Annotated in this window: 28 protein-coding genes and 1 riboswitch; of the genes, 2 read left to right on the forward strand and 26 right to left on the reverse strand. The window is 55.3% G+C overall.

All coding sequences use genetic code 11. The features are described 5' to 3' along the window. Nucleotides 1–7 precede the first annotated feature (7 nt). From BLV48_RS10165 to BLV48_RS10245, 17 genes are all read right to left on the reverse strand, one after another. Complete coding sequence (locus BLV48_RS10165) at nucleotides 8–793, reverse strand: sensor histidine kinase (RefSeq protein WP_175527639.1); 786 nt, start codon at nucleotides 791–793, stop codon at nucleotides 8–10. A gap of 52 nt (nucleotides 794–845) precedes the next feature. Further along, nucleotides 846–1,874, reverse strand: coding sequence for an HDOD domain-containing protein (locus BLV48_RS10170; RefSeq protein ID WP_091826593.1), 1,029 nt, complete (start codon nucleotides 1,872–1,874; stop codon nucleotides 846–848). A gap of 43 nt (nucleotides 1,875–1,917) precedes the next feature. Beyond that, nucleotides 1,918–2,496 (reverse strand): response regulator, encoded by a 579-nt coding sequence (locus BLV48_RS10175; RefSeq protein ID WP_091826596.1) that lies wholly within the window; start codon nucleotides 2,494–2,496, stop codon nucleotides 1,918–1,920. A gap of 139 nt (nucleotides 2,497–2,635) precedes the next feature. Continuing rightward, entirely contained in the window at nucleotides 2,636–4,321 is a 1,686-nt protein-coding gene (locus tag BLV48_RS10180; RefSeq protein WP_091826597.1) for a complex I subunit 5 family protein, read from the reverse strand. Next, nucleotides 4,318–5,811, reverse strand: a complete 1,494-nt coding sequence (locus tag BLV48_RS10185; RefSeq protein ID WP_091826599.1) for a complex I subunit 5 family protein — start codon at nucleotides 5,809–5,811, stop codon at nucleotides 4,318–4,320. Before BLV48_RS10185 ends, BLV48_RS10180 begins: the two co-directional genes overlap by 4 nt. Continuing rightward, nucleotides 5,808–7,271: a complex I subunit 5 family protein gene (locus tag BLV48_RS10190; protein ID WP_091826601.1), complete on the reverse strand. Its 1,464-nt coding sequence runs from the start codon at nucleotides 7,269–7,271 to the stop codon at nucleotides 5,808–5,810. The genes BLV48_RS10185 and BLV48_RS10190 overlap by 4 nt, the downstream gene beginning before the upstream one ends. After that, nucleotides 7,268–7,591, reverse strand: coding sequence for an NADH-quinone oxidoreductase subunit K (locus BLV48_RS10195; protein WP_091826603.1), 324 nt, complete (start codon nucleotides 7,589–7,591; stop codon nucleotides 7,268–7,270). Before BLV48_RS10195 ends, BLV48_RS10190 begins: the two co-directional genes overlap by 4 nt. Continuing rightward, nucleotides 7,588–8,286, reverse strand: a complete 699-nt coding sequence (locus BLV48_RS10200; protein ID WP_091826605.1) for an MnhB domain-containing protein — start codon at nucleotides 8,284–8,286, stop codon at nucleotides 7,588–7,590. The genes BLV48_RS10195 and BLV48_RS10200 overlap by 4 nt, the downstream gene beginning before the upstream one ends. Next, complete coding sequence (locus BLV48_RS10205; protein ID WP_175527640.1) at nucleotides 8,286–8,564, reverse strand: Na(+)/H(+) antiporter subunit B; 279 nt, start codon at nucleotides 8,562–8,564, stop codon at nucleotides 8,286–8,288. The genes BLV48_RS10200 and BLV48_RS10205 overlap by 1 nt, the downstream gene beginning before the upstream one ends. Beyond that, nucleotides 8,557–8,877 carry a cation:proton antiporter gene (locus BLV48_RS10210; protein ID WP_091826607.1) on the reverse strand — a complete coding sequence of 107 codons (321 nt, stop codon included), beginning with the start codon at nucleotides 8,875–8,877 and terminating at the stop codon, nucleotides 8,557–8,559. The genes BLV48_RS10205 and BLV48_RS10210 overlap by 8 nt, the downstream gene beginning before the upstream one ends. Further along, nucleotides 8,870–9,172 carry an MrpF/PhaF family protein gene (locus tag BLV48_RS10215; RefSeq protein ID WP_091826609.1) on the reverse strand — a complete coding sequence of 101 codons (303 nt, stop codon included), beginning with the start codon at nucleotides 9,170–9,172 and terminating at the stop codon, nucleotides 8,870–8,872. Before BLV48_RS10215 ends, BLV48_RS10210 begins: the two co-directional genes overlap by 8 nt. Further along, the gene (locus tag BLV48_RS10220; RefSeq protein ID WP_091826611.1) at nucleotides 9,169–9,666 is read right to left on the reverse strand and encodes a Na+/H+ antiporter subunit E; all 498 of its coding nucleotides are present in this window, start codon (nucleotides 9,664–9,666) and stop codon (nucleotides 9,169–9,171) included. Before BLV48_RS10220 ends, BLV48_RS10215 begins: the two co-directional genes overlap by 4 nt. Nucleotides 9,667–9,859: 193 nt before the next feature. Further along, nucleotides 9,860–10,546, reverse strand: a complete 687-nt coding sequence (locus BLV48_RS10225; RefSeq protein ID WP_091826613.1) for a thiosulfate oxidation carrier protein SoxY — start codon at nucleotides 10,544–10,546, stop codon at nucleotides 9,860–9,862. A gap of 4 nt (nucleotides 10,547–10,550) precedes the next feature. Continuing rightward, complete coding sequence (locus BLV48_RS10230; protein ID WP_091826615.1) at nucleotides 10,551–11,849, reverse strand: NAD(P)/FAD-dependent oxidoreductase; 1,299 nt, start codon at nucleotides 11,847–11,849, stop codon at nucleotides 10,551–10,553. Nucleotides 11,850–11,999: 150 nt separating this feature from the next. After that, nucleotides 12,000–13,277 carry a hypothetical protein gene (locus tag BLV48_RS10235; protein WP_091826617.1) on the reverse strand — a complete coding sequence of 426 codons (1,278 nt, stop codon included), beginning with the start codon at nucleotides 13,275–13,277 and terminating at the stop codon, nucleotides 12,000–12,002. Between the two features lie 96 nt (nucleotides 13,278–13,373). Further along, a complete protein-coding gene (locus tag BLV48_RS10240) occupies nucleotides 13,374–13,934 on the reverse strand; it encodes a rhodanese-like domain-containing protein (RefSeq protein ID WP_091826619.1) in 561 nt (186 codons plus the stop codon). A gap of 13 nt (nucleotides 13,935–13,947) precedes the next feature. Continuing rightward, nucleotides 13,948–14,385 (reverse strand): DsrE family protein, encoded by a 438-nt coding sequence (locus BLV48_RS10245; RefSeq protein ID WP_091826621.1) that lies wholly within the window; start codon nucleotides 14,383–14,385, stop codon nucleotides 13,948–13,950. 205 nt (nucleotides 14,386–14,590) lie between these two features. Here BLV48_RS10245 and BLV48_RS10250 point away from each other — a divergent pair, with 205 nt between their 5' ends. Then, entirely contained in the window at nucleotides 14,591–15,289 is a 699-nt protein-coding gene (locus BLV48_RS10250; RefSeq protein ID WP_422730696.1) for a cupin domain-containing protein, read from the forward strand. Here the strand turns inward: BLV48_RS10250 and BLV48_RS10255 are convergent. From BLV48_RS10255 to qhpR, 9 genes are all read right to left on the reverse strand, one after another. After that, on the reverse strand, nucleotides 15,269–15,745 hold the full coding sequence (locus BLV48_RS10255) for a hypothetical protein (RefSeq protein WP_091826623.1): 477 nt from the start codon (nucleotides 15,743–15,745) through the stop codon (nucleotides 15,269–15,271). The genes BLV48_RS10250 and BLV48_RS10255 overlap by 21 nt on opposite strands. 77 nt (nucleotides 15,746–15,822) lie before the next feature. Further along, entirely contained in the window at nucleotides 15,823–16,671 is an 849-nt protein-coding gene (locus tag BLV48_RS10260; RefSeq protein WP_217632990.1) for an SDR family oxidoreductase, read from the reverse strand. A gap of 30 nt (nucleotides 16,672–16,701) precedes the next feature. Then, nucleotides 16,702–17,145 carry a phosphate-starvation-inducible PsiE family protein gene (locus tag BLV48_RS10265; RefSeq protein WP_091826627.1) on the reverse strand — a complete coding sequence of 148 codons (444 nt, stop codon included), beginning with the start codon at nucleotides 17,143–17,145 and terminating at the stop codon, nucleotides 16,702–16,704. Nucleotides 17,146–17,247: 102 nt separating this feature from the next. Then, nucleotides 17,248–17,580, reverse strand: coding sequence for a DUF7352 domain-containing protein (locus BLV48_RS10270; protein ID WP_091826629.1), 333 nt, complete (start codon nucleotides 17,578–17,580; stop codon nucleotides 17,248–17,250). A 68-nt stretch (nucleotides 17,581–17,648) separates the two neighbouring features. Then, the gene (locus BLV48_RS10275; RefSeq protein WP_091826761.1) at nucleotides 17,649–18,572 is read right to left on the reverse strand and encodes a LysR family transcriptional regulator; all 924 of its coding nucleotides are present in this window, start codon (nucleotides 18,570–18,572) and stop codon (nucleotides 17,649–17,651) included. Between the two features lie 215 nt (nucleotides 18,573–18,787). Then, nucleotides 18,788–19,522, reverse strand: coding sequence for a type 1 glutamine amidotransferase (locus BLV48_RS10280; RefSeq protein WP_091826631.1), 735 nt, complete (start codon nucleotides 19,520–19,522; stop codon nucleotides 18,788–18,790). Beyond that, complete coding sequence (locus BLV48_RS10285) at nucleotides 19,522–20,382, reverse strand: phytanoyl-CoA dioxygenase family protein (protein WP_091826633.1); 861 nt, start codon at nucleotides 20,380–20,382, stop codon at nucleotides 19,522–19,524. The genes BLV48_RS10280 and BLV48_RS10285 overlap by 1 nt, the downstream gene beginning before the upstream one ends. A gap of 14 nt (nucleotides 20,383–20,396) precedes the next feature. Next, on the reverse strand, nucleotides 20,397–21,779 hold the full coding sequence (gene glnT, locus BLV48_RS10290; RefSeq protein ID WP_254775016.1) for a type III glutamate--ammonia ligase: 1,383 nt from the start codon (nucleotides 21,777–21,779) through the stop codon (nucleotides 20,397–20,399). Between the two features lie 128 nt (nucleotides 21,780–21,907). Further along, on the reverse strand, nucleotides 21,908–22,945 hold the full coding sequence (qhpR, locus tag BLV48_RS10295; protein WP_091826635.1) for an AraC-like transcriptional regulator QhpR: 1,038 nt from the start codon (nucleotides 22,943–22,945) through the stop codon (nucleotides 21,908–21,910). 420 nt (nucleotides 22,946–23,365) lie between these two features. Here qhpR and BLV48_RS10300 point away from each other — a divergent pair, with 420 nt between their 5' ends. Then, a complete protein-coding gene (locus BLV48_RS10300; protein ID WP_091826636.1) occupies nucleotides 23,366–24,247 on the forward strand; it encodes an IPTL-CTERM sorting domain-containing protein in 882 nt (293 codons plus the stop codon). Between the two features lie 32 nt (nucleotides 24,248–24,279). Beyond that, nucleotides 24,280–24,382, reverse strand: a riboswitch (guanidine-I (ykkC/yxkD leader). Nucleotides 24,383–24,405: the final 23 nt, after the last annotated feature.

Consider the following 24,405-nt stretch of genomic DNA (forward strand, 5'->3'; position numbering starts at 1 on the left):
ACCAAAATCAACTCTGTTTGATTGGAAGGGCCAAAGTGAAGCAAGTGCCTCTACTTGGCCGATTTTCGGCACGAATTTCGCCTCCGTGGGCAACCATTATTTCATGGCAAATCGCTAAACCGAGCCCGGTTCCTTTTCCTGCAGGCTTCGTAGTGACGAAAGGTTCAAACAGACGCGTTTTGATCTCTTCAGAAATCCCATAGCCTTCATCACAGACACTAATTTCAACACGGCTCTCGGCACATTCATGTATACTAATATGAATATCGCCCCCCCTGGGCATAGCTTGGGCGGCATTGACAAACAGGTTCACCAACACCTGAGACATCTGAGCCGGACGGCACCACACCTCAGGCACTTCTGTATATTCGCGCTTAATTTGGCGAACCGTGTATTTCAGTTCGTGGTTAACCAGACGAAGCGCCGTTTCAACCAGTTTTTGCAGGCACACAAACTGCTTCTGACCTTCATCATCATGAGCGTAGTCTCTCAGGTTCGAGACAATACCTTCGATACGCTCGACACCTTCACTGGTTTCATCCAGCAGGATAGGCAATTCGGCATGGAGATAGTCATAGTCATGCCGTTTCTTTAGTCCTGCCAAAGCCTCGGATAATGTTGAATCCAGCTGAGAATCAGCCAGTGCCAATATACTGTCAACTAATTGATCAAGCTCCGCCACATACTGCGTCAGCGTCTGTAAGTTGGTCTTTACATAACAGACGGGATTATTGATCTCATGGGCAACGCCAGCAACCAATCGGCCAAGGGTTGCCATTTTTTCCAACTGCATTAACTGTTGCAACTCCTGATGACCAGGAAGATCACTGCTCTCTAGGGGAATCTTAGTCACCATTTGCCTCAATGGCATCATTCAAAGTGCCATACTGCAGTTTGACAGCGGCATTCAGAATTTCGGTTGCAGGTTCGCAGTCATAGGGCAGATCAGGATCCAGTTGATGCTGTATCGCTTCAATCACTTCTGACTCAAAACCCCATAACTCCAGCAGGTAAGCACTTGCAATATTGTACTCTTGAGAGTCAGCGCCCAGTAACAGTACACCTATGTTGTGCAACAACGCGCTGACCACTGCAAGGTTACGAATATTCCTGCTGACACCTCGACTGTCGGCCAAAGTTCCAACGTGCTCGGCCAACAACAATGCATCACGCATCAATCGATCACCCAGTGCTCGAGGCACAGTGCTGTTGTGTTGGTAAAGTTCAATAATTAATACCAGATTATGAATGGTCTGGAGTCCCAGCCGCATCACTGCCACTTCAACATCGTGAGTACGGGAGTTAAAACCAAAGAAAGGAGAATTCACCAACTGCAACACTCTACTCAGCAGTACCTGGTCGTGCCGAATCAACTCAGCTACCTCAGCGACATCTGGTTCTTGCTGCTCCAAAACATGAGTAATCTGTTGATACACTTCAGGAAGCACGGGGAGGCTTTCCTGCTGCCCCAGACGACCACGCAACGTGACACTCAGAGGCAATTGGTGCAGAACACGTGCCCTTGTCAACAGATCATCAATGACTTCACGCTCAAAGGGTTTGCGGATGACCAAATGTGCGGCTGCTGTTGCTCTGATAGCACTTTCCATCTGAGCATCACCCGAAAGCAACACACGTATAGCTTCAGGCGCAGTATCTGCGACATGTCCCAGAAGCTCAATGCCATCCATTTCGGACATATTCCGGTCAGCCACCACAACCCATGGAGTGAGGCTATCCAGTTGATCCAGCGCTTGTACAGGCGAGCTGAAAAAGTGCATATCCCAATCACGATGACTTAGACGCAGAAGGCGCCTGAGAGCATTAAGTACACCCGGCTCATTATCAACAAACACTATACAGGGCGCGTTCATGTAGCCATCCTTTTCACTACAAATATACACTTGGCCTTTAACATCAAGCTAATGCAGACTCTTGCAAGGGTAGTAATCGTGAAACCGTCTTGGTGAGTGTTTCATTGTCGAAGGGTTTGGAGAGTACGGCATCCGCCCCCTCGTCCCGAGCACGCTGGAGTGACAGCTGATCCAGCGCGGATATGACAATAACCTTGATATGCTCAGTTTCGGGAGTTGATCGGATGAACTTCAAGACATCATATCCACTAACCCCAGGCATCCTGAGATCCAGTGTAACCAGTGCAGGCTGGTACTTGATCATCTGACTCCCACCCTGAAACCCATCCAAGGCGGTCTCTGTCTCATATCCTTCCGCCCTGAGAATACGGGCAATAGAACGTGCCACTGCAGCCTCATCGTCAATGATCAGAATACGCTTATTATTTTCCGCAGCCAAATCAGGCGGGACAGGCATATTGTGCTCATGGAGAAACTGGACAAAGTCCTCAACACGCACTCGGTTGTTTCCTCGTCCAGGAAGCTTGAATCCTTTGAGTGCACCGCGATCTATCCAGCGAATAACCGTTCGCAGATTCACGTCACACATCTTCGCAATATCGCCCGTTGTGAGTGTTTTCATGTCATACCTGATCAGGTTGTTCAGTAATAAGCGGGGTGACCTTCAAGCACCGACAGGATCAACCCAGAGAAGGCCTTGACCTATTTTATAGACAAATGATAAAAATGCGACAGTTGTGACAGGCTTTTCTACTTCTGCTTTATGCCAGCAATAACACCAGTGACACGATAATCAGAAGCCAGGCGCTTTGTGCAGACATCCAAGGCTCGAACCTCTGAGCCCAAGGTAATACTCTTCTCAGGCTGCTGCACAAAGGTCTCATCAATTCAGTGTAGACTATGGGCTGCATTTGGTAAGGAAGCGTTACTCGCTTGCAAAGCACTTCCAAGGGGGCAACCAGATCACCCGCCGGTACTCTGGGGGCACGCAAATGAACTTTAAGGGATATCCCACCCAGCAGAAAAGCCAGCAGTATCGGCCATAACAGTGTCGGCAATGCATTGAGTTGGTCGACCGGCACTGACTCAATTGCCAGCGGCAGACCGGGTGCAAGCAAAGGGAACAGTACCAGACTGGTCACTAGCGTCAGCAGCCAGCCCACTGCTCTGCGCGGATCAGTTCCATTCTTGTTTGTGTGCTGCCATTGCAGCCAGAGGAACCTCAACACCAGCACCATAGTTGCAACGGCGCCGGCACTGAGCAAGCTACTCAGCCAGGGCGCCAGCCAAAGGGACAACCCTTCTGGCACCAGCGCCTGCTTCATGGCCAGCTTGGCATAGGCTCCACTGGTAAAGGGCAAGCCGGCCAGTGACAGCCCCGGCAATGCCAGCAGCAGCCAATACAGCCCTCGCGGAACAGAAGCACATGGCGATGATATGCCCACCGACAGAAACATCGCCCCTTTGGCCAGGCCATGATGCAGTGCGTACAGGCCAATCAGCGGCAGCAACCAATGGGCACGCTCGGGCTCAGCCAGCGCAATACCCAGCATCAGCGTCATCAACCCCATCTGGCTGATGCTGGAATAGGCCAGCACTGCCTTCGCCTGCTGCTGACAGACACCGATCAGCGCAGCGCCGAGCGATGCCACAACACCGGTGAGTGCAAGCACCGTACCCGGAAGTTCATAGCTCGCCAGCCCCAGCGGCAGGGTCAGTAGCCATCCCAGCAAGCCCGCCTTGATCATGGCTCCGCTGAGCACGGCACTGGCCGGCGTCGGCGCAACCGGGTGAGCCAGTGGCAGCCACATGTGTAACAGTGGAAGCCCGGCCTTTACACCAAAGCCACACAACAGTAGCACCATGATCAGCACAGTATCGGCTGATGCCGCGATCGCACCGGGCAGGTCAGCCAGCAGCAAGCTGTCAGCGGCACCTGCCGCCAGAACCAGTCCTGCCAACAGCGCCATCTCACCGAACACCGCCATGATCAGGTATAGCCGTCCCGCCCTGAATGCATCAGGCTTGCGCTCATGCACAACCAACCCATAGCCGGCAAAGGTCATCAGCGCAAAAAAGGTATAGAAACTGACCAGATCCCCCGCCAGTACCAACCCCAGATTACCGCTGAGGGTCAGCGCCCAGAACAGCGCAAAGCTGGTTCGTCGAGCCTTGATGTAGCCCGATGCAAACAGCCCTGCAAAGCTCCACAGTAATGCCGTCAATAAAAGGAACGGCTGGCGCAGCTCATCAAGTTGCCAACTGGCTCCAAGCAACAACCCAGGCAGCTCCAGTTGCCAATTCCCGGGCCCCATCAGAGCCAATCCCAGCGCAGGCAGTGGCAACAAGGGAAGCACGGGCCACAGCAGTGGCCGTGTTGCTCGGCTCGGTACCAACAGCAACACGCACAGCGGTATTGCAACAGCGCTCAGAATCCAAAAGGTCATGGCAGGTACTCCCGTGCGGCGATCAGCTTAGCCCAGCTCAGAGGACTAAGGGGCAGAGCAGCAAACAGGCCCACCAATAGAGTCAATACGGCGGTTACCAGCGGAGGCCAAAGCAGCCAGCTATGGGTCTCCAGTTTCCCCCAGCGCCGCTGCTCAGACCAATCATATTCCGGTTGAAACCAGAGGCGGTGAATCACAGGCAAAAAGTAGGCGGCATTCAGCAGACTGCTGATCAGCAGCACTCCTATAACCCACTCCATCTGGACATTAAGTGCCCCTGTTCCCAGGGTCCATTTGGTAATAAAGCCTGCCAATGGTGGAACACCGATCATGCCAAAGGCCGCCAGCGTGAAAGCGGTTGACGTCAGGGGCATGCGCTTTCCAGCTCCATTCAACTCATGGATTTTGTGAATGCCAAGTGTCTCGGCATAATTACCGGCACAGAAAAACAGCGTGATTTTCATAATCCCTTGATGCAACAGATGGACCAGACCACCCACTGTTCCCACCGGACCGAATACTGCAGTGCCCAGCACGATATAGGACACCTGGCTGACGGTGGAAAAAGCCAGCCGCCGCTTCAGGTCCGTCTGAGCCAGCGCCCGGACAGAGCCATATATAATCGTAAACGCCGCCAGCCAACCCAAAGGTTCCAGAACACCCAACAGGGCAGCAAACTCAATGCCGTACAGGTCATACACAACCCTCACGATACCGAAGGCACCCGCCTTGACCACCGCCACTGCATGCAACAGCGCACTGACAGGCGCAGGTGCCACCATGGCCTGTGGCAGCCAGCCATGCAGTGGAAACAGCGCCGCTTTGACGCCGAGCCCAGCCACCAGAAGAACAAAAATCATAATCAGCTGAGAGTGAAGTTCTTCATTAAGATCAACCAGTTGGCCGATTTCCTGAAACGATAGATCACCTGCCAGCCCCTGCAGCCAGATCATGCCCAGCAGCAATGCAGCCCCGCCACTGAGCGTATAGATAATGTAGTTACGCCCGGCCTGTAATGCTTTCTCCGTTCCCCGGTGGACCACCAGTGGGTAGGTGGAGAGCGTCAACATCTCGTAGAACAGGAAGAAGGTGAAGAGGTTGCCCGCCAGTGCAATACCCATGGTACTGGCCACGCAGAGACTGAAAAATCCGAAAAAGCGGCTGCGATTCGGCGAATCTTCGAGGTAGCCCACTGCATAAATGGTGGTCAACAGCCACAACACGGCCGACAGACCAGCAAACATCATTGCCAGCGCATCGGCCTGCAGCTCAAAGCTGACACCGGGCAGGATCTCGTAGCTGAGGCCATAATCCAGCTGATGAATAACCCCCCAGGTCATTACCCCCACCAATACCACCTTGATCAGGGCTGCCAGCAGGTTGATACCAGTACGCAAGCGGTGCCGCTGCTCCGGCAGTGCAAAGATGATCACCGCTGCAAGCATTGAACTGAGCAGCGCCAGTATCGGGATCAGAACCAGCTGGGTCATTGCACCTCCTCGAACGGCAGCGCCATCACCGACAGGACCTGGCTGCCCGCCAGGCCCAGCCCCAACGAGGCCACTGCCAACAACATTGCCACCACTTCAAGCCGGCGATCCGGATGGTAAAAATGATCCTTCTCATCCCTTTCCAGAAACGATGCGCGATAGATGCGAAACACATAAGCCGCCGACAGCAGACCGCCCCCCACCAGCACCAGTATCCACCACCACTGGCCCGACGCCATACTGGCCTGTAGCAGCATCCACTTGGCCGCAAAACCACCCGAAGGCGGCAGCCCCATCAGGGAGACGCCGGCCAGACCAAAGGAAAACAGTGAAAACGGCAGAAAGTGGCTGACACCCGCCAATGCATCCACACGATTATTGCCCACCGCCAGAATCAGGTTGCCCGCCGCCAGAAACATGGCTGATTTTGCCAGGGCATGGCTGATCACCTGCAGAGTAATCCCCTGCTGCGCCTGAAGTGATACGGATGCATCAACCCCATATGTAAGCGGAAACAGCAGGAACAGATAGCCAATCTGGGCAACCGAAGAGTAGGCCACCACCTGTTTAAGCCGTGGTTGGCACCAGGCCAGCCAGCTGCCCCAGATCACGGCAGCGGCTCCCAATGCTCCAATCAGCTGAGCCATCCATTGGCTGGCGACAGCCTCCCCTGTTTCCAGCCAAATCCGTGCTGCAATATAGAACGATGCCTTGACCACCAGTGCTGACAGCAGAGCACTGACCGGTGATTTTGCAATGCCATGCGCCGGCGGCAGCCAGCCGTGCAAAGGGAACAGCGCCGTCTTGAGCGCCAGCCCCACCAACATCAGTACCAATGCGGGACGCATCAGCTCCGCCTGACCCATCAGTCTGACCTGATGTGCCACCTCGGCCAGCGAAAGCGTACCGAACTGACCATAGATCAGTGCCACACCCAACAGATAGGCCATGGAGCCTAATAATGCCGCCAGCAAATAGCGCAGTGCCGCCCGCAGCGCCTCCGCCTGCCCACCCAGAGCCACCAGTCCAACCGCTGCGAGACTGATCAGCTCCAGCCCGACATAGAGGTTGAACAGATCACCACCGATCCAAACCGTATTCAGTCCAGCCCACAGAAACCAGTACAGCGGCCAGAAATAGCGCTGCCAGGGCTTGTCAGGCTTCAAATAGATACCGGCATGAATGCCACAGCCACTGGCCACCAGTGTCGTTAGAAGCAGGAAGGTTACGGCAAGGCCATCCAGACGTAACTCAATTCCGAGGGGAGCATCCCAGCCGGCCAGACTGTAGTAGAAACCTCCTTCCTGCTTCACCAGCCCCCAGAGTCCGACCGACACCAGCAGTTGTAACACCATACCCAGCCAGGCCAGAGCACGCCCCTGCCTGAAATCCAGCAGCAACGAGGTGGTAGCCAGTGCCAGCGGTGTAAACAGCAGCCCTGCCATTAACCAGTTGCTCATGGGGCTCTGTCCTCCTTCGAGCCCTCAGCACCGTTACCCAGTTCTGTGCATCCGGTCAGATGGAAGTAACGCCGTATCAGCACCACCCCCAACGCAGTGGCAGCTATGGATACGACAATACCGGTCAGCACCAGTGCTTGAGGAACAGGGTCAGGCCCGTTATGGTGCTGCGCCAGACCCACCAGGATCAAAAAGGTGGCTGAACCGATCAGATTCAGTGCCAATAACTTGCGCAGCAGATGCCGCAGGCCAACCAGTCCCAGTAGGCCGATTCCCCAGAGCACAACGCCTGTCAGGGCATACAGCAAAGGTGTGCTCATTGTTCACCTTCCTCATGCTCACTGGCGTTATTCACCGGCGCCGAAACAAACAGAGCCAACAGAATCATGCCGATCGACAGCGTCAACAAGGTTTCGATTGACAGAATCAATGCTTTGCTGAGTCCCGGCGGATAGGCCAGAAACGCCTCACCCGCGATGGCACTCGCTAGCCCCACCAGCAGGAAAAGGGCAAATCCGAGCACCAGCCCTATCCTCAGCAACAGGCCCGGACGCAGGAAATCGAGCGGCATGCCGGTCAGCCGCATCAGCACACCGGTTGCCGCCAGCATCGCACCTGCCTGAAACGCACCGCCGGGCCGGTCCGCTCCGGCCCAAAGCAGGTAGGCCGCCAATAACAGCATCAAGGGTACAAGCCAGCGCAACAACGCCCTGAGCAGGGCATCAGCGGTACGCAGTTCCGGATCTTCCAGCGAGCGAGTCCGCGCCATGGAGATCCCCACCATTGCCGCAATCACCAGCACTGCAATTTCAAGCAGGGTATCGTAGCTGCGAAAATTCAGCAGTACGGCGGTTACCGGGTGCTCAACCCCGCTTGCAGCGAGGTTGTTCTGTAGCAATCGAGGCAGTTCAGAGCCCGAGTCAAACGCTGCCAATTGCCAGACCGCCCGCCCCAGCAGTGCCGTCAGCATGATGACCAACAACAGGACCGACACATATGCAGTGGGTGAGCGCATCAGTTTTCCTCCTCGGCCTGGCTTTCCAAGCCATGGCTGTTGCCACGACGAAAGTGACTCACCGCATCCAGCAGCAATACGCCGGTGAGCCCGGCACCGATGGCGGCTTCAGCAAGGGCAAGATCCGGCGCCTGCAACCGTACCCAACACACGGCCATCAGCAGACCAAAAGCGATAAACACCACCACTGCACGGAACAGATCGCGCGACAGCAGTGCGGCGGCAGCGGTCGATACCAGTGCCAGTGCCAGCAACAGGTCCAGCAGCCATTCAATCATCACACCGCTCCCGTTGCTGCATCGGGCGTTCATGCATGCGAACGGCTCTTGCCACCAGATGCGCCGAGGTTGCACTGGCCGCAAGTGCAACCCACCAGATCAACAGCGTTTTCAAGCTACTGGCCAACGATGGCGTCATCATCAGTAAGGCCAGAGTGATCAGTCCCAGTCCCAGATTATCGATTTTGGTCAATGCGTGAATCCGACACAGTGTATCGTCGAACCGAAACAGCCCCAGCGTTCCCAAAGCAAAGAAAATACAGCCGCTGACTAACAGCAGCACCTGCACGACAGGCAACAGCCACTCAATCATCTCCATTCCCCTTTACGGCATGTCGATCCGATCGGGCACTTTCGATCCGCACAACACGCGTCACAAAAGCGGCAACTGAAAACACGGCCAATACCGCCAGGATCAGCGCCACATCTCTCAGGGACGGCATCTGTTGTGCCTCGGCCAGTACCAACAGCAGCGCAACCCCCGTAGTACCAAACAGCTGCGAGGCCAACATCCGGTCGGCCGCCGTGGGCCCGCGCCAGATGCGGACAAACCCCAGCATCAGCGTCAGTAGAAGAAACAGTGCAACAAGGTGCAATACCAGTGTCATCCGTCTCCCTCCCGCTGGCCTGGCGTAAGCCCAAACAGTGCTGCAACCCTGGCTTGCGTGTACTCAAGGTCCTGTCGTACCGGCTGAGTCAGATCCAGGCAATGCAGCTCAATCTCATTACCCTCCAGGGTTACACTCAAGGTGCCAGGCAAGAGTGACAAGGTGTTGGCCAGCACCCAACGGGGAGCACCTTCCGGCAGCGACAGCACGGCACGCAAATAGCCGGGGGTCACCGGTAAAGAAGGTGAAAGCAAACGTCGAGAGACATCGAATGCAGCAAGCAATGAGCGACTAAGGAAAAACAGCACGAATCCGGGCAATGCCTGCAGACGGATGAGGTAACGCGACGGAGGAAACAGCAGCAGCGAGATCCAGGCAACCAGAAAACTGACAGCCAAACCGAACACAAGACCGGACGCATCACCGTCGGTCAATGCCCACCAGACCAGCGAAAACATCAGCCACCGCAGTACTAGCGTCGGGAGTCGGGACATGGGACCTCCTGCTCGTTTGTATCAATGTCTGAACTGACCACGAATCAAGCGGTTAGGTTCAGCCTAACACAGAACAAGAAAGCCCGCGCAGCCTCGTTTATCAATCCAGTACGCAAAGGTTTCAAGCAGGGGCGGCAAGCCCTGGTCCCGGAGAAATGGCCAGCCAACTCAACTGGGAAGGGGTTTACAACACTCAGTGGTGCAGCTCCAGCCCCTGCAGATCCTGCCAGCTGAACGTCAGGTCTCGGCTATCGTTCAGCCAGAGACTGACATAGGGGTTGGAAGCCGTTCCGGCATGGAACTGCACCACTGCCAACGGTGATGAAGCCCGGGATATGCTCAGGGTCTGCACCCTGTTCGGCGTGATTGCATGATCACGCACCCCATTGCGGAAACCGTTCTCCATCGGGTGGCGAACCTGAGCCCTGACCTCCCCCGCTCCACCTGCATCAGGCATGGCAACACGGGGGGTGTGCATCGTCATTGTCTCGGCGGCAGGGGCTGGCCCTGTCAGACAGCCACTCAGCGCAACACGGACCTGAACTTCTGTTTGCCATTGCCGCCCTGTATTGCTTTGGGCACGAATGACAACCCGCTGCGACTCACTCAACCGTATCCGGGTTGCCAGCCTGATCGGAACCACGGCCTGCAGGAATTCAAAACGGATCACATCCGGCTCAGGGTTAAGGGGAGCCTGCACCTGTATCGTTTTCAGGTATTCACCGGGATCAAGCCGCTCATCAAATGCGATCCGCAACGGCACCTGCGCACCATCCTCAATCACGGCGGGCAGTTGCACCTTAAGCCCTTGCATGAGCACCGGCTCGCCCCCCAAGGCCGGGTTGGCCAGCAGCAACAACAGCGCAACCCAGTGGCGCATCGAATCAGCCGCCCCAGATATCAGCGGTGGTGGCACGATACCAGCCTTCAGCCGACCGAGCTTCAGACTGACGCAAACGAGGTGAAGCCTCCAACGGGCTCAGATGATCGGTACCGGGCTTGAGCACCAGAGCCCCCTGATCCACTTCATACTGACCCGCCACCGAAATGGCGTAGCCCGGCTCTACCAGGCTGTAACAGATATTGGACAGTTGCGGCGTGACAACATCCTGCCCTGTCAGCTCGCTGATGATGGCCGCCACTGCCACGCGCGCCTGCATGCCGGCGGCAAACCCGGATTTGGGCATGGGGGCCGCAATACAGGCATCCCCTATTACATGTACACCCGCGGCATGACGAGACTCAAATGTGTCCGGATCAACCGGTACCCAGCCACTGGCATCGGTCAGTCCGGCCGTTGCCGCAATACGACCGGCTTGCTGCGGTGGAATCACATTGAGCACTGCGGCACGGTGTCGGGTGGAAAAGTCGGTTTCTACCTCCCACCGCTGCGGATCCACACGCATCACTTTGCCATCATCCGACAATCCAACCCACTCAACTCGATCACCATAGAGATCTTTCCACGCCGACATGAAAAGGGCCTGCTTCGAAAAACGGTCCTTGCTGTCCAGTATCAACAGTTTTGAGCGCGGTTTGTGCCGACTGAGATAGTGCGCGATCAGGCTGGCACGCTCGTAAGGACCCGGCGGACAACGGTAGGGATTGCCAGGCACCGTGATGATGACGCTGCCACCATCCGGCATCGCTTCGAGCTGACGACGCAAGAGCAGCGTTTGTGGCCCCGCCTTCCAGGCATGCGGCACCCGCTCGGCGGCCGCTGCATTGTAACCCTCTATCGCATCCCAGCGCAGATCAATACCGGGCGAGACAATCAGGCGGTCATATTCAATTCGGGCGCCATCGTCCAGAATGACCTGTTTGCGAATCGGATCAATATCCAGCGCCTGCTGACGCCGATGGCTTACCCCTGCCTGTATCAGTCCGGCATAATCCTGCTCAATAGCCTTTAGCGGCAGCAGGCCGGCCAGTACAAGATTGGAAAAGGGACAGGTATAGAAACGGCTGGCGGGTTCAACCAGAGTGACATCCAGCTGCGGTGCCTGCTGCCTGAGCAAGCGCGCCGCCGTGGCACCCCCAAAGCCGCCACCGATAATCACCACCCGGCCTTCGGACGGGCGGCCTGACAGCATACGCTGACACCCGCCCAGCAGCAGTGGGCTCAACAGCAGACCCGCCAGCAGCGTGCGTCTTGAAACAGCGGAGATGTTTCTCTGCTTCATATCCCTTCCCGTCTGGACCATTGCGGTTTGAGACTAGCAAAGAGAGCAGTGGCTGAAAGCAGTACTTTAGAACCTTTTATCCAGCCTGTGGGCAAACTCAAGAAACTGTTATGCACTCAAGGAGTGGCAGTCGCCCAGATGAAAAAACGTTCAAATCCGAGTAAACAGCCACAACATGGCCCAGCACACCAGTAACATCACCGGCGCATAGAGTCGATTCAGCCGCATCAACTGGACAGCCGGTATGGAATAGCGTGCCCGCAGGCTGAGCTGAACTCCCGACAGAGGGGACAGTCCCACACCCAGTGCCCACCCCATCAGCATGGTCAGCCCGAGCAGGTTCGGGTCACTCACGCTCGGTGCGAGAATACTGCCCACCAGTACGACACTGGTCACCGGGTGCATGCCAGCAAAGGCGAGCAATATGAGTACCAACAGTGTGATACAGGCTTCCAGAGCACCATAGTGTTCCGGTGCAAGCGCCAGATCAAACGCGCTCAAGCTGGACGCCACGCCAGCCGCCAATACTGCAGCGGCCAGAAACAGCATCACCTCTCCTGCCAGGCCCGGCAGACCTTCATGGATATGGTTCAGCAGACGTCGACCACCCTGTCGTTTTTGACGCAACAGCAGCCAACTGACGGCAAACAGGATGGAGATCAATGTCACCAGCGTCAGCACACTGATCGCAGGCCATATCTCATGACAGATCACCACCAGAACGGCCAGCACAAGCGGCATCCATAATGCCTTCAAGTGCATGGGATAGCCGCGCGCCTGCTCAACAGCAGGTGCTCGCGCCACTTCCCACATGCTGAACAGCAGACCTGCCAGCGCGACCGGCAAACCAAACAGCACCAGAGTTTTCAGTTCCGCCCCGGGGGCGCTTACCAGTGTTAGCCCCATGGCTGCAAAAAACGGTGACCAGAAGGCACAGATGCTGAAACTGCGCAGCAATACCAGCGCCTGAACCGGTTGCAGTGGCTGACGAGCAGATAGCCGATCCCCCACAATCAGCACGGATGAAATATTGATCACCGAACCGATCAGGTGCGCCCCCAGAAGCGTCTGCCACAGTGCCGTCCGACCACGCGGCAGCTGCTCATCACTGTGTACCCCCTGCATGGCGACAAGGCGCAGAAAGCTGACCCCGACCAGCATGGCCAGCACCAGGTAGTTGGCCTCCAGCGCCTTGAGCAAATATTGTGGGTCATCACCATAGACCGTACCAAACAGAAGCAGCGGGGCACCTGTCAGCAGAAGAACAGCGGTTTGCTTGCGCTGCGCCGACTTGAGTCGCGGCCAAAGCAGCAGGGCCGAGATCCAGACAGGAACACCTATAAGATAGCCGGGAAGAACTGAAAAGAATGCGTTCAGGACAGCTGCAAGTGCCATCCCGATCAACAGGTAGCCTGATAGAAACAACATGCACCTCGGGCGAAAAAACGAGGCGGCGAGAATAGCACGCCTGCCGGAAAGCCGACAGGCGCAAGAGCGGGACCTGCAAGCCCCGCCACGGGAGTATCAGCGGTCGATACGGTAGATTTTTTCAGGGTTTGGCTTGCTGCCCCAGGGCAAACCAGAGTTCTGCCAGCCGTTCTGGATGCGGAACCCGGCATTGTCTCCAGCCTTGATGCTGTCACCCTGAAAGCCGTTAATTACATAGGTCGCATTGGGAAAGCCGTTCTCGCGCAGAAATTCGGCACTGGGCAGGCCACGCTCGCTGCCCGAACGGCACATGGTGATGACGGTCGCATTCTTGTCCAGACCACGCTGTATCAATGCCTGCTCTACCTGAGCGGCAAAGTCAGGATTCTGATACAGGCGGAAGCGGTTTTTCTGCGCATCCCACTGACTACGGTCCACCATCAGGTAGGGAATGTTCAGATCCACCTCGTCGGTGAAACCGATGAACATGATCTCAACCGGATCACGCACATCGATGAACAGCACCTCATCACGCTTTTCCTGTACCAACTCATAGGTCGCTTCAGGCGTAATGCCGATTTCATCATTCGCCTGTGCAGCCGCCATCGGCATTGCCAGAGCTGCACTGAGCAGCATCGGTGTCAGCAGTTTTTTCATTAAGCCGTTCTCCTTAGAAGCTGAATACACGCGTCTCTTCAGACGTCATCTGTTTGGCAATGGCAGGCGGTGTCGCCACGCCAACACCTTCGCGCAGGGCTGCCTTGTCATGACCGCCATTGGGCAGATACAGCGCACACACGTTTACATTGGCGCCACCTTTCTGCAGCTTCATCAGCAGCTGTTCAGGGGTCACATCACGTGGCTTGAGGGGTTCATTGGCGGTTTCGCTGAGGGCCAGGTCCCCTGCCTTGTCGCACAGCAGTACATCAACCTGAGTACCCTGCTGCTGCATGGCGTTGCCCAGCACCATCGCCATGCCCTGAGTCTGCAGCGACCCACTGTTGACCAGAACCAGCGCCTTTTCGACCTGCTGGCCGTCAGCCTGAGCCGCCAGCGGAGCCATCAAACTGGCCCCCAGCAGCAATGCGGTAAGTTTGCCTGCTTTCATGAATACCACCTTTATTATGCAATTTAAGAATATAGTTCTTTTAAATGCGAATAATCTAATTAACAAGGAAAACTACACCACTCCCCCGCCACTGTAAAGCCGATTCCCTCCGCCCGGGCCGGTTAAAGGTCAAACTGTTATGCGACAGCCAACGTACTACAATGCACAGGCTTATGATTAAACAGAAAACTTTCCTGCAGGAACAATGATGATACCGACAATGCTCAACATGGACTTCAGTCAGCACGTTGTGATTGGAACATCCAACCTGGATTGGATCACCAGCCCTGCGGCGGGGGTGTTGCGCAAGCCCCTGGAACGAGAAGCCAAAGAGTCCGGCCACACCACCAGTATTGTGCAATACCGGCCCGGGTCAGCCTTTTCCAGCCATCCACACCCGCTGGGTGAGGAGATTCTGGTACTGGACGGCGTGTTTTCGGATGAAACCGGTGACTACCCGGCCGGCAGTTACATCCGAAATCCACCCGGTAGCCAACACGCGCCCTTCAGCCAACAGGGATGCACGCTGTTCGTGAAACTGAATCACTTCAGCCCGAACGATCTGGCACAGGTACGTATCGACACCCAGAGCACGCCATGGCAGCAGGGACAGGGAGGGCTTGAGGTGATGCCGCTGCACCACTTCGAAACCGAGCATACCGCACTGGTTCGATGGCCAGCCGGCGAACGCTTTCAGCCGCATCGTCATTTTGGTGGCGAAGAAATTCTGGTGCTGTCAGGCGAGTTTCGGGATGAGCACGGCGTATATCCCGCCGGCACCTGGCTACGTAGCCCGCACTTGAGCGAACATTTCCCATGGGTTGAGCAGGAAACCGTCATATTTGTGAAAACAGGCCATTTACCGCTGCACTCACAATCTCAATTACCGGATACGGATCTTTGACCGTTTGACGTTATGGCTGGGTGTCAGCAGTTCAAGCTCGGCCCCCAGATCTTCCAGCTCATCATAACCTTCCAGCCGTAGTACCTCGCCCTCCTGAGTCGTCATCTGGATCTGCTCCAGGTGATAACTACGGTATTTGAGGCGCAGGTCGAGAATATGACTGATATCGACCTTAATTCGGTTATCACCCTGAACCAGGGTGAGGGTTTTCGCCTGATTATCCAGCTCGATTTCCGGATAGGCCGAGCGCCCATGTCGTACATGCTGAAACAGCTTGATGAAATAGGCCGAGCAGGCTGCAACACCCAAGGCCGGAACCAAGAAATCAGCCACTGCCGATGCCTGAAACAGATAGTAGATGCTGATCACAACGGCAATTACGAGCCCGAGCATCCAGAGCAGATGGCGGGCTGTTTGGGTCCGGTAATAGCGGGTTGAAATGCGATACGACAACACGGGCTTTGACTCTTGATGACTGACAGAAACCGCGAGTGTAGAGATGACCGATCAGGATGGGAATCCCTTGAGTATACTCAGTCGGCGTTCTCCTTCTCCGCTGCACGACGCAGTAACGCATCCAGCCAACGGGCCGGCAACACGCGCCGGAGATACCCCAGCAGGTAGGTTGGGACGGTCACATAGTAACGTACCCTTGGCGTCCGAGCGGTCAACGCGGACTGCAGCGCCTTGAACACGGCCTCCGGCGGAAGAGTAAAAGCCGAGCCCTCCTGCTCACCCGCTTCCAGCCGATTCAGAACGCCCCGGTAGGTATCCGCATGTGCACTGTGCTCGGTATCGATGTTGCGCTTGAAGGCGACAAGGGCATTTTCCCGGAAGGCGCTGGTGATAGGCCCCGGTTCAATCAGTGAAATATGAATACCACTGCCATGCAGTTCCTGACGGTAAGTGTCGGTGATCCCTTCCAGAGCAAATTTTGAGGCGTTATAGGCGCCACGGTACTTCATCGCGACCAGCCCCAGAACCGACGAATTCATGACGATTCGTCCCCTCTGCTGCCGACGCATGACAGGAATCACGAGGTTCGTCAGCTCAACCCAGCCAAACAGGTTGGTTTCGAACTGGGCTCGCAACACCTCACGGCTCAGATCCTCAACGGCCCCGGGCTGGCCATAGGCACCGTTATTGAACAGCGCATCCAGACGTCCGCCCGTCAACATCATGGCCTGCTCAAACCCGGCCCGAACAGACTCGGATGAATCCAGATCCAGCACGAAGCTTTCCAGGCCCTGAGCTTCCAGCGAGGCAATATCTTCCGGGCTGCGAACCGTTGCCAGTACGCGCCATCCCGCTTTTTTCAGTTCAAGCGCACAGTGACGCCCTATACCGGTTGAGCAACCGGTAACCAGAATCGTTTTCTCCACGTATATTCCTTCAATATTCCTCGCGGGCGGTCAGTGCCCGCCTTCCTCACTGCCATAACGCTGTACCACCCAATAGGCCACACTCATGGCAACCACTATCAGTGCCATGCCCCAGAGGTATTCAGCCGGCGTGGTATCCAGGTCAAGAATAATCACCTTTCGGGCAATGGCCATCAGAGCAGTCGCAATGACGATTTTGACATGGATAACGTTGTCACGCAGATAGATCGTGATATTGATAAAGATTTCGATGGCGATCAGTACCGCCATAAAGGCACCAAAGGTGGCCAGCATGTCGGAAATGGTGAGGATGTATTTGGGAGCGGCCAGCAGCTTCTCATATAGCGTCCAGCCCACGTCAACAACGCCCATAATGATCACGAAAACCATCAAAATGGCCAACAGCCGAACAGACCACTTGATCAGCCGATTAAGGAAATCCATTAACCGGGCATCATTGTCTTTATAATCCATTTCTGACTCCTGATCTGTTGAGCAGGCTGAAAATCATACTGAACGAAAAAGGGCCGGATAGCTACTGCTATCCGGCCCAGGGGGTGTCAATTAGCAGCTGGGTCAGGCCGCTACGTTGCGAAGATGCGGCGGCGTATGGGGTGACTGAGGCGCCGCGCTCTCTTCCACCCTGAACAGGTGGTAGGCCTCTGGCCCGAAGGGGTCCAGCGCCGTATCCATGTATTCATAATGCATCGCCACCGGCTTTCCGGTCATGGTAACCTTGAAGCTCGCATCGACGTAAGGAACGTCGGCCCTCAGCGGCTCTTCAGCCCAGAGGAACAAGCCTTTTTCAGCCACCAGATACTCGAAGCGTACAATGCGGAAACCTTCACGCAGGCGCAGTGTGGTCAGTGAATCGGACGCATCCAGATGGTATTTGTGAATTGCTTTCATGGCCGTGGCCCTCTTCTGATTGCTTACGGATTTATATTGGCCAAGCATCACGAAAGAAAAAAGCAGATTTATTCGTCTCTTTCATCAGATTTAATCTGATGGTTTTGGGTACCACGGGCACAAATAGCCTCAACAGCGGGGTTATGGATTCGACTTGAGCGCGTCACGGCGAACAAGCGATCCTGAACTGCCTCCACCTCACCCAAACATTCCACTTCGTACTGACGGCAGACTTCATCGGCAATCATGGCAGGCGCTGCAAACACGCCCATACCATGATGACCAAACACCTTGATCAACGCACTGTCATCCACTTGGCCCCGGACTGAGACTCGAATCCCCTGATCATTGAACCACTGCATCAACTGACTGACATGCGGCGCATCCACGGCATTCACCAGAAACGGCTGCCCCTCAAGGTTTGCTGGAAAAGGTCCTTTTAACGTATTGGCCAATTGGGGAGCAGCAAACAGCATCATCGAAGAACTGCCCAACTCATGCAGACGAAAGCCCGAATCATGCGCCAGCACCGGCGGGTGGTCCGTAAGCACCACATCCAGATGACGCTTGCCCAGATCGGACAACAGATACCGTGTGCGCCCCGTTTCACACACCACATTCACTTCACGCTCCAGCTGCAGCGCAGGCTCCAGCAGGCGCCAGGCAATAAGCTTGTGAATGGATGCGGAAACGCCCACAGCCAAGCGCATAGGGCGTGATTCCAGCGGTACCTCCATAGCCTGCTCAAGCGCTTCAGCCGCTTCAAATATCTCATCGGCATGGGACTGAACCCTGAGCCCCAGATCCGTTAAGCGCAACCCCCGGCCCTCTCGACGAAACAGAAGCCCACCCATTTCGCTTTCAAGCGCAGCGACTTGGCTACTCAGCGTTTGCGGTGTCAACTCCAGGATCTGGCCAGCACGCGCCATACTGCCTTCTCGGGCCACAACCCAAAAGTGATACAGGTGCCGGAAGTTCAGTCTATTCAACATGGCAGAGCTCGATTCTTGACTGTCAGGGTTAGAGTCTACCTCAACCTCAGTCACACAAAACCTCATTCAGAGTGCAGAACCCAAAAACGCCACCCGAAGGTGGCGTGTCGTGGTACGACCGAATCAGGATTTTTTATCAGTATCCAGATAGAACACCGGCAGAATCATCGCCAAGGCGAGGATATTTTTAATCCTGGTTGCCAATGCGTTTTCCTCTAAACCTGAGTGGTGTCGATCAAGTCCAGCCAACGGTTAACCAGCGTGCGAGCAAAGTCCGTCTGCGCCGCCTGGTACTGCGTAAAGTCCTGTTGTGCCTGTGCGATAAGTTCCGCTATGTGAGCTTGATCCTGGGCAGGATCGCCAAGCAACTCGCGGCGGTTCCAGGTATCCACGATCTCCGGCGTCACTTCAAAGTGGCATTGGAAGGCATAGATCAGATCGCCCAGACGATAGGCCTGATTTTTGACCGCCTTACCGCTCATCAGTAACGTAGCACCTTCAGGCAGGTCAAACGTGTCCGAATGCATTTCGAACAGCTTCGGCTGTAACTCAGTTCCTTTCAACAGCGGGTCGTCTTGCCCCGCTTCAGTCAGTTGCAATGACGTAAAACCGTACTCCAGAAAGCCCTGTGGCTTAACTGCCGCACCAAAGGCATAGGCAATTGACTGACACCCCAGACAAGATCCCAGCACCGGCTTGCGAGCGGAAGCGAACCGACGAATCAGATCAGCCAAGTCATCGAAATAGGGCTGAAGCAACGGGTCATGGACACTGACCTCACCACCAAAGACGATCAGGCCATCAAACGCGTCAATATCCAGCGGCAGCACATCACCCTTGCGGCGATAAAACCAGTGCAGGGTTCCCCCACGCTCTGCGACGACTTCGCCTATACGACCCGATTCTGCGGGCCCGTCCATCCCGCCAGCCATGATGGCGACAATTCTCATCAGACGACTCCTTTCTCCAGATACTCGTCAAGACCCGGTGTGCGATAACCGTCTTCGCGGTAGGTGATCGGGAAATAGCCTTCATCGACTTCGTTGGAGCCCAACTTCTTGTACTTGCCGTAGATCGGGCCATTTCCGATGCTTATCCGTTCCGGATTGAACTGAATATCATGCTGGAAGAAGTGTGCTGCCAATGCTCGTCTCGGCACATCAGCCTTATTGACCCGAGAACCATGCCAGAGCCAGCCATCGTGGAAAGCACCGCCTCCCGGAGGCACAACAATCGGTACCAATTCCAGCTCAAAACCATGGATTTTGGCCCACTCTCGCACCTCTTTCAGGTCATCTTCGGGGCCATGAAATTGCATGATCGGTTTGGCTTCACCCCATTTGTGTGACCCTTTGATATATACCAGCGTGCCACCATCAGCCGTCGTCTTATCCAGCGCTACCCAACAGCTCACCAACTCAGGCTTGTCGATCCAGAGCGAGTACATACTGTCCTGATGGAAACCGATTGAGCGACCGTTCACCGGCTTCCACAACAGATTGTCGATCATCAGCCGGGCACCATCCCATCCGCCCAGCTCTGCACATGCCTTGCCGAGATTCTCGGACAGGATGTGGCGGGCAACGGAAAGGTCTGATTTCCACGCATTACAGATCTGCTTGGTAAAGGGCGGCTCACCCACTGGCAGATTCACTTCATCCGGTTTGATGCCCGTTTGATAGTGTCCTTCAAAAACCCCTTCAAAATTTTCCAGAATCTCGGCAGCGGCTTCCGGTTCAATGATCTTGTCGACGATCAGGAACCCGTCTTCACGAAATTGGGCGATCTGCGCTTGAGTCAGTGTGATCATGTTGGATGCTCCAATCAGTAAAAAGTCAGATAGCGGTTGATTTCCCACTCGGAAACGGCGCGATGGTATTCATGCCACTCTTGCCGCTTCAATCGCAGGAAACTGTCGATCAGACGTTCGCCCAACGCTTCGGCAAGAAAGGTATCTTCAGCCAGTGCTTTCAAGGCTTCATTCAGGTTTTCAGGCAAGCGGGCAACACCAAGTTCATCTACCTGCTCGGGAGTCAGGTCGTAGAAGTTGATGGAATGAGCTTCTGGGGCCTCAAGCTCACGATCAATCCCATCCAAACCGGCCGCTATGATGGCAGCCGTAGCCAGGTAGGGGTTCATGCTGCTATCGCCGATACGCACTTCAATCCGACCATAGGGAATACGCAGCATGGCGGAGCGGTTGTTATCGCCATACGCGATGAAAACGGGTGCCCAGCTTGGGCTTTGCGGTGTGCCCGTGATCAGGCGCTTGTATGAGTTGACCGACGGACACAGCAATGCAGCCAGTGCTGGCGCGTGTTCCATGACACCGGCGATGAACTGATAGGCCGTTTTCGATAGCCCCATGCCGCTGGGATCATTAGCATCATGGAAAATGTTATTGTCGGCTTCATCCACCAGCGAGCAATGTACATGCATGCCATTACCTGTGGTGGTGGCGGATAGCTTGGGCAGGAAACTGCAAATCGCCCCCAAATCATTGGCAACCTCTTTTGCCGCCATTTTGAAGAACTGCATGTTGTCCGCCGACTGCAACGCTTCATCGTATTTAAAGTTGAGCTCAAACTGGCCGTTGGCATCCTCATGGTCAATCTGATAGACATCAAGCCCTATCACCGTCAGCGCGTCGTACAGCCCTTCAAGGAATGCGGCGTTGCGAGTCAACCCTTGATAGTCATACGTTGGCCTGTCGAGGGTATCAGTGGAATCAAACGGAACCACTCTGCCCTCCTGATCTCGCTTGAGCAGATAGAACTCCGGTTCAAGACCGGTCATGAAACGCAGGCCACGCGCTTTCAAGCGTGCGGTCTGTGCCGCCAATACATTGCGCGGGTCCAGCGGATAAGGCGCATCGCCAACCATACCGGTACCACGAATACAGGCGTAACCGGGCAACCAGGGCAACAATGCCAACGTGGACAGGTCAGCGACCATCATGAATTCAGGGTCTTGCGGTGTCATATCGAAACCGAGAATTGCACCACCGGCAAAACCTGCACCGGTTTCAGACAGACCTTTCAGGCAATGGACAGGAACCGCTTTGCTCTTGATGCCGCCATGCAGGTCGACAAACTGAGCCAATATATATTTGACGTTATGACGCTCCAGAAAAAGACAGGCTTCTTCAAGCGCGTTCTCTGGTGGGCAAACCCATACAGAAGGCAGAACATTTGGCATCTGTGACATGGAAACCATCCTCGTAGATGTTGGACGGTTTCAGTGTCTCAGAGGGGGTGGGAAAAGCAGTTGACTGCAGAAACTGAAGTTTTGACTTCTGGCGCCATTTCGTTGGCACCGGATATCAAAGAGGGAGATTACCGCACCCGCCAGTCACTGGGACTCATGTTTTTCCAGCGGATGAAGGCACGGGTGAACGCGCTGACCTCAGAGTAACCCAGACGGTAGGCCACTTCGGAAATGCTGAGGCGCTCATAGCCAAGGTAACAAATGGCCAGCTCCTCACGCACTTCATCGATAACCCCCTTGAACGACTGTTGTTCCGCTGACAGCAGACGTTGCAGCGTGCGCGATGACAGGTTGAGCCGGCTGGCGACCCGATCCAGGCTGACCTCTCCACTGGGCAACAGCTCGATAATTTCACTCTTGGTGCGCTGCACCGTACTCAGATTCTGTTGCACCACACCAGCCAACTCCAGAATCGAGCCACGGGTAACATTGTTCAGCATTGCATTGGCATCAGGCATCGGCTGATTCAGACAGGACTCACGGAACAGGATCAAATTGCTCTCTTGCCGAAACCGAATATCACACTGAAACGCTTCACGATGCTGCCCCGCATCAACCAGCGCCGGATGTTGAAAGTGTACTTCGAGCGGTGACCACTGATCACCCATGGCACGGCGCAGTACATTATTGAGCATGCCTACTGTCAATTCGGCGTCTTGGCGCCGGTCCATGATATCGCCATCCAACAGACGATATTCAAGCTGGCAGATGCCATTCCTGACTGTCATTTGAAGCAGACTGTTACGCTGAAATACCGGAAAGTACTCCTGCATACTGTGGATCGCCGCCCGCAAGTCTGGCGAGGTGATCGCATGAAAACCGAACAGCCCCAGCCCTTCAGGGTCGAACTGCTCACCGAACCAGAGCCCAAAGTGCTCGTTATGGGTAGAGCGCGCAGCCTCATGCATGGAGTTACAATAATGTTTCAGTGGAATGTGGCGATTAGGCTTCTCATAGAGGCCGGATTTCAAGCCAGAGCGTGCCAGAACTTCTGCACTGTGTCCGCCCTGTGCCTCAATGAACTCTTCCAATCCCAGCGTGACGGATGCCAGCACACTAGAGGGTACATGGTTGCTGGCAGGGCCTCGTTTGGTATTCAACAACATGATGCAGACCCTGATCTGTGATTCGTACACAGAACGGATGCAACAAGCAGGCCACTACAGAGCATAATCCGGTAACAGGCACCGCACCTGATCCCATGACAACATAAAACCGTCCGTTTCCGCTCCCAGGTGGGGCACGCCTGAACACCCTGCCACAAATCAGGGCGCGCCAACGAAGGGCTGGCGCAGCACCAATAAAAAGGACAAACCGATTATGCCTGACGAATCGCCAACCAGCGTCTCCAACTGCCATACTCGGTGATCTCTTCAGCACCGGCCAAGCTTAAAGATTGCATGTTGCGATGATCACCTCCATCTATTAAGCTCAAAATCAGGTTACGGCTGCGGTGTTGTTTAGCAAGCCGAACCACGCCCGTCGATGACTATGCCAAATCAAGCCCCTTTTTGGAGATAATAACCATGTATAACCGCCTTCCAGTATTTGGGGCTGCCTTGCTGCTTGCCACCCAAGCAACTGCCGCACTACAGGTCAACATAGAACCTACTACCCTGCTGACCAACGAAGACGGCTCAGCGGTCACCTACTTTGTGGTTTTGGATCAAGCGCCCAGCGCTGGCGAGACTGTCACGGTAACACCATTGAGCGGCGACGTGACTGAGGGGACGGTCAGTGGCGCAGTCTTGTTCACAGATGCCAACTGGGACGTGCCACAAACGATCGCCGTTACGCCCGGTGCATCAGGCGACGGCAATGATGGTGAAGTCATGTACACGATTGTGCATACCACGACCGCAACGGGAGGTACCGCTTCATTCGACGGCGCACCCTCTTCGAGCGTTGTTAGCGCCACCAATCGAAACATCGAAGGCATCAATACCATTGTCATGGACCCTGCCAGTGGCGGCGCATTCTATCTAACCGAGGGAACATCGCAGACTGTAACCGTATCGGTGGCTGGCTTTTTCGCGCCCACAAATGATATCTCTATCGGTGTAAGTATCGCCGGGGCCGAAGCAACGGTGACGCCCGCAACGGTAATCCTTACCGCTGGTAATAGCTATGAGGCAACGTTCAATGTAACAGCAGTTGATGATACGAACATAGACGGTGATCAGCCATTTACCGTGGTGGTAGACCCGGCTGTCAGCGCTGATCCCAATTATTCCGGACAGAATTTGAGTGATATCAATGGCGTGGCCCTTGATAACGATGTGGCCGCGCCACCGCCAGCACCAGCACAGGTAACACCTGTTCCGACCTTGCCCCTTTTCGGCATACTCGCTCTGAGTGGCCTGCTTGGCCTGTTTGGCATGTTTGGAATGCGCAAGACCAAAGCGTAACAGACCAGTGCAACCATGAAGCCCGGCAGCACATCTGCCGGGCTTTTGTCCTATCGTGCAACCCCTCACTGAAAGATCGAGTGCTCTCGGACCAGTCACAGCAACTGTGCAGCCGGAACCCTGGCGCACTATTGGTCAAATTGTCTGTCGCGTAATGT

The organism is Marinobacterium iners DSM 11526, from assembly GCF_900107855.1.
Taxonomy (GTDB): Bacteria; Pseudomonadota; Gammaproteobacteria; order Pseudomonadales; family Balneatricaceae; genus Marinobacterium; species Marinobacterium iners.

Bases quoted from the DNA above. Each gene is read 5' to 3' on its own strand.
- BLV48_RS10165 (WP_175527639.1), bottom strand. From the start codon at position 793: ATGCAGTTGGAAAAAATGGCAACCCTTGGCCGATTGGTTGCTGGCGTT.
- BLV48_RS10170 (WP_091826593.1), bottom strand. From the start codon at position 1,874: ATGAACGCGCCCTGTATAGTGTTTGTTGATAATGAGCCGGGTGTACTT.
- BLV48_RS10175 (WP_091826596.1), bottom strand. From the start codon at position 2,496: ATGAAAACACTCACAACGGGCGATATTGCGAAGATGTGTGACGTGAAT.
- BLV48_RS10180 (WP_091826597.1), bottom strand. From the start codon at position 4,321: ATGACCTTTTGGATTCTGAGCGCTGTTGCAATACCGCTGTGCGTGTTG.
- BLV48_RS10185 (WP_091826599.1), bottom strand. From the start codon at position 5,811: ATGACCCAGCTGGTTCTGATCCCGATACTGGCGCTGCTCAGTTCAATG.
- BLV48_RS10190 (WP_091826601.1), bottom strand. From the start codon at position 7,271: ATGAGCAACTGGTTAATGGCAGGGCTGCTGTTTACACCGCTGGCACTG.
- BLV48_RS10195 (WP_091826603.1), bottom strand. From the start codon at position 7,591: ATGAGCACACCTTTGCTGTATGCCCTGACAGGCGTTGTGCTCTGGGGA.
- BLV48_RS10200 (WP_091826605.1), bottom strand. From the start codon at position 8,286: ATGCGCTCACCCACTGCATATGTGTCGGTCCTGTTGTTGGTCATCATG.
- BLV48_RS10205 (WP_175527640.1), bottom strand. From the start codon at position 8,564: ATGATTGAATGGCTGCTGGACCTGTTGCTGGCACTGGCACTGGTATCG.
- BLV48_RS10210 (WP_091826607.1), bottom strand. From the start codon at position 8,877: ATGATTGAGTGGCTGTTGCCTGTCGTGCAGGTGCTGCTGTTAGTCAGC.
- BLV48_RS10215 (WP_091826609.1), bottom strand. From the start codon at position 9,172: ATGACACTGGTATTGCACCTTGTTGCACTGTTTCTTCTACTGACGCTG.
- BLV48_RS10220 (WP_091826611.1), bottom strand. From the start codon at position 9,666: ATGTCCCGACTCCCGACGCTAGTACTGCGGTGGCTGATGTTTTCGCTG.
- BLV48_RS10225 (WP_091826613.1), bottom strand. From the start codon at position 10,546: ATGCGCCACTGGGTTGCGCTGTTGTTGCTGCTGGCCAACCCGGCCTTG.
- BLV48_RS10230 (WP_091826615.1), bottom strand. From the start codon at position 11,849: ATGAAGCAGAGAAACATCTCCGCTGTTTCAAGACGCACGCTGCTGGCG.
- BLV48_RS10235 (WP_091826617.1), bottom strand. From the start codon at position 13,277: ATGTTGTTTCTATCAGGCTACCTGTTGATCGGGATGGCACTTGCAGCT.
- BLV48_RS10240 (WP_091826619.1), bottom strand. From the start codon at position 13,934: ATGAAAAAACTGCTGACACCGATGCTGCTCAGTGCAGCTCTGGCAATG.
- BLV48_RS10245 (WP_091826621.1), bottom strand. From the start codon at position 14,385: ATGAAAGCAGGCAAACTTACCGCATTGCTGCTGGGGGCCAGTTTGATG.
- BLV48_RS10250 (WP_422730696.1), top strand. From the start codon at position 14,591: ATGATGATACCGACAATGCTCAACATGGACTTCAGTCAGCACGTTGTG.
- BLV48_RS10265 (WP_091826627.1), bottom strand. From the start codon at position 17,145: ATGGATTATAAAGACAATGATGCCCGGTTAATGGATTTCCTTAATCGG.
- BLV48_RS10270 (WP_091826629.1), bottom strand. From the start codon at position 17,580: ATGAAAGCAATTCACAAATACCATCTGGATGCGTCCGATTCACTGACC.
- BLV48_RS10275 (WP_091826761.1), bottom strand. From the start codon at position 18,572: ATGTTGAATAGACTGAACTTCCGGCACCTGTATCACTTTTGGGTTGTG.
- BLV48_RS10280 (WP_091826631.1), bottom strand. From the start codon at position 19,522: ATGAGAATTGTCGCCATCATGGCTGGCGGGATGGACGGGCCCGCAGAA.
- BLV48_RS10285 (WP_091826633.1), bottom strand. From the start codon at position 20,382: ATGATCACACTGACTCAAGCGCAGATCGCCCAATTTCGTGAAGACGGG.
- glnT (WP_254775016.1), bottom strand. From the start codon at position 21,779: ATGTCACAGATGCCAAATGTTCTGCCTTCTGTATGGGTTTGCCCACCA.
- qhpR (WP_091826635.1), bottom strand. From the start codon at position 22,945: ATGTTGTTGAATACCAAACGAGGCCCTGCCAGCAACCATGTACCCTCT.
- BLV48_RS10300 (WP_091826636.1), top strand. From the start codon at position 23,366: ATGTATAACCGCCTTCCAGTATTTGGGGCTGCCTTGCTGCTTGCCACC.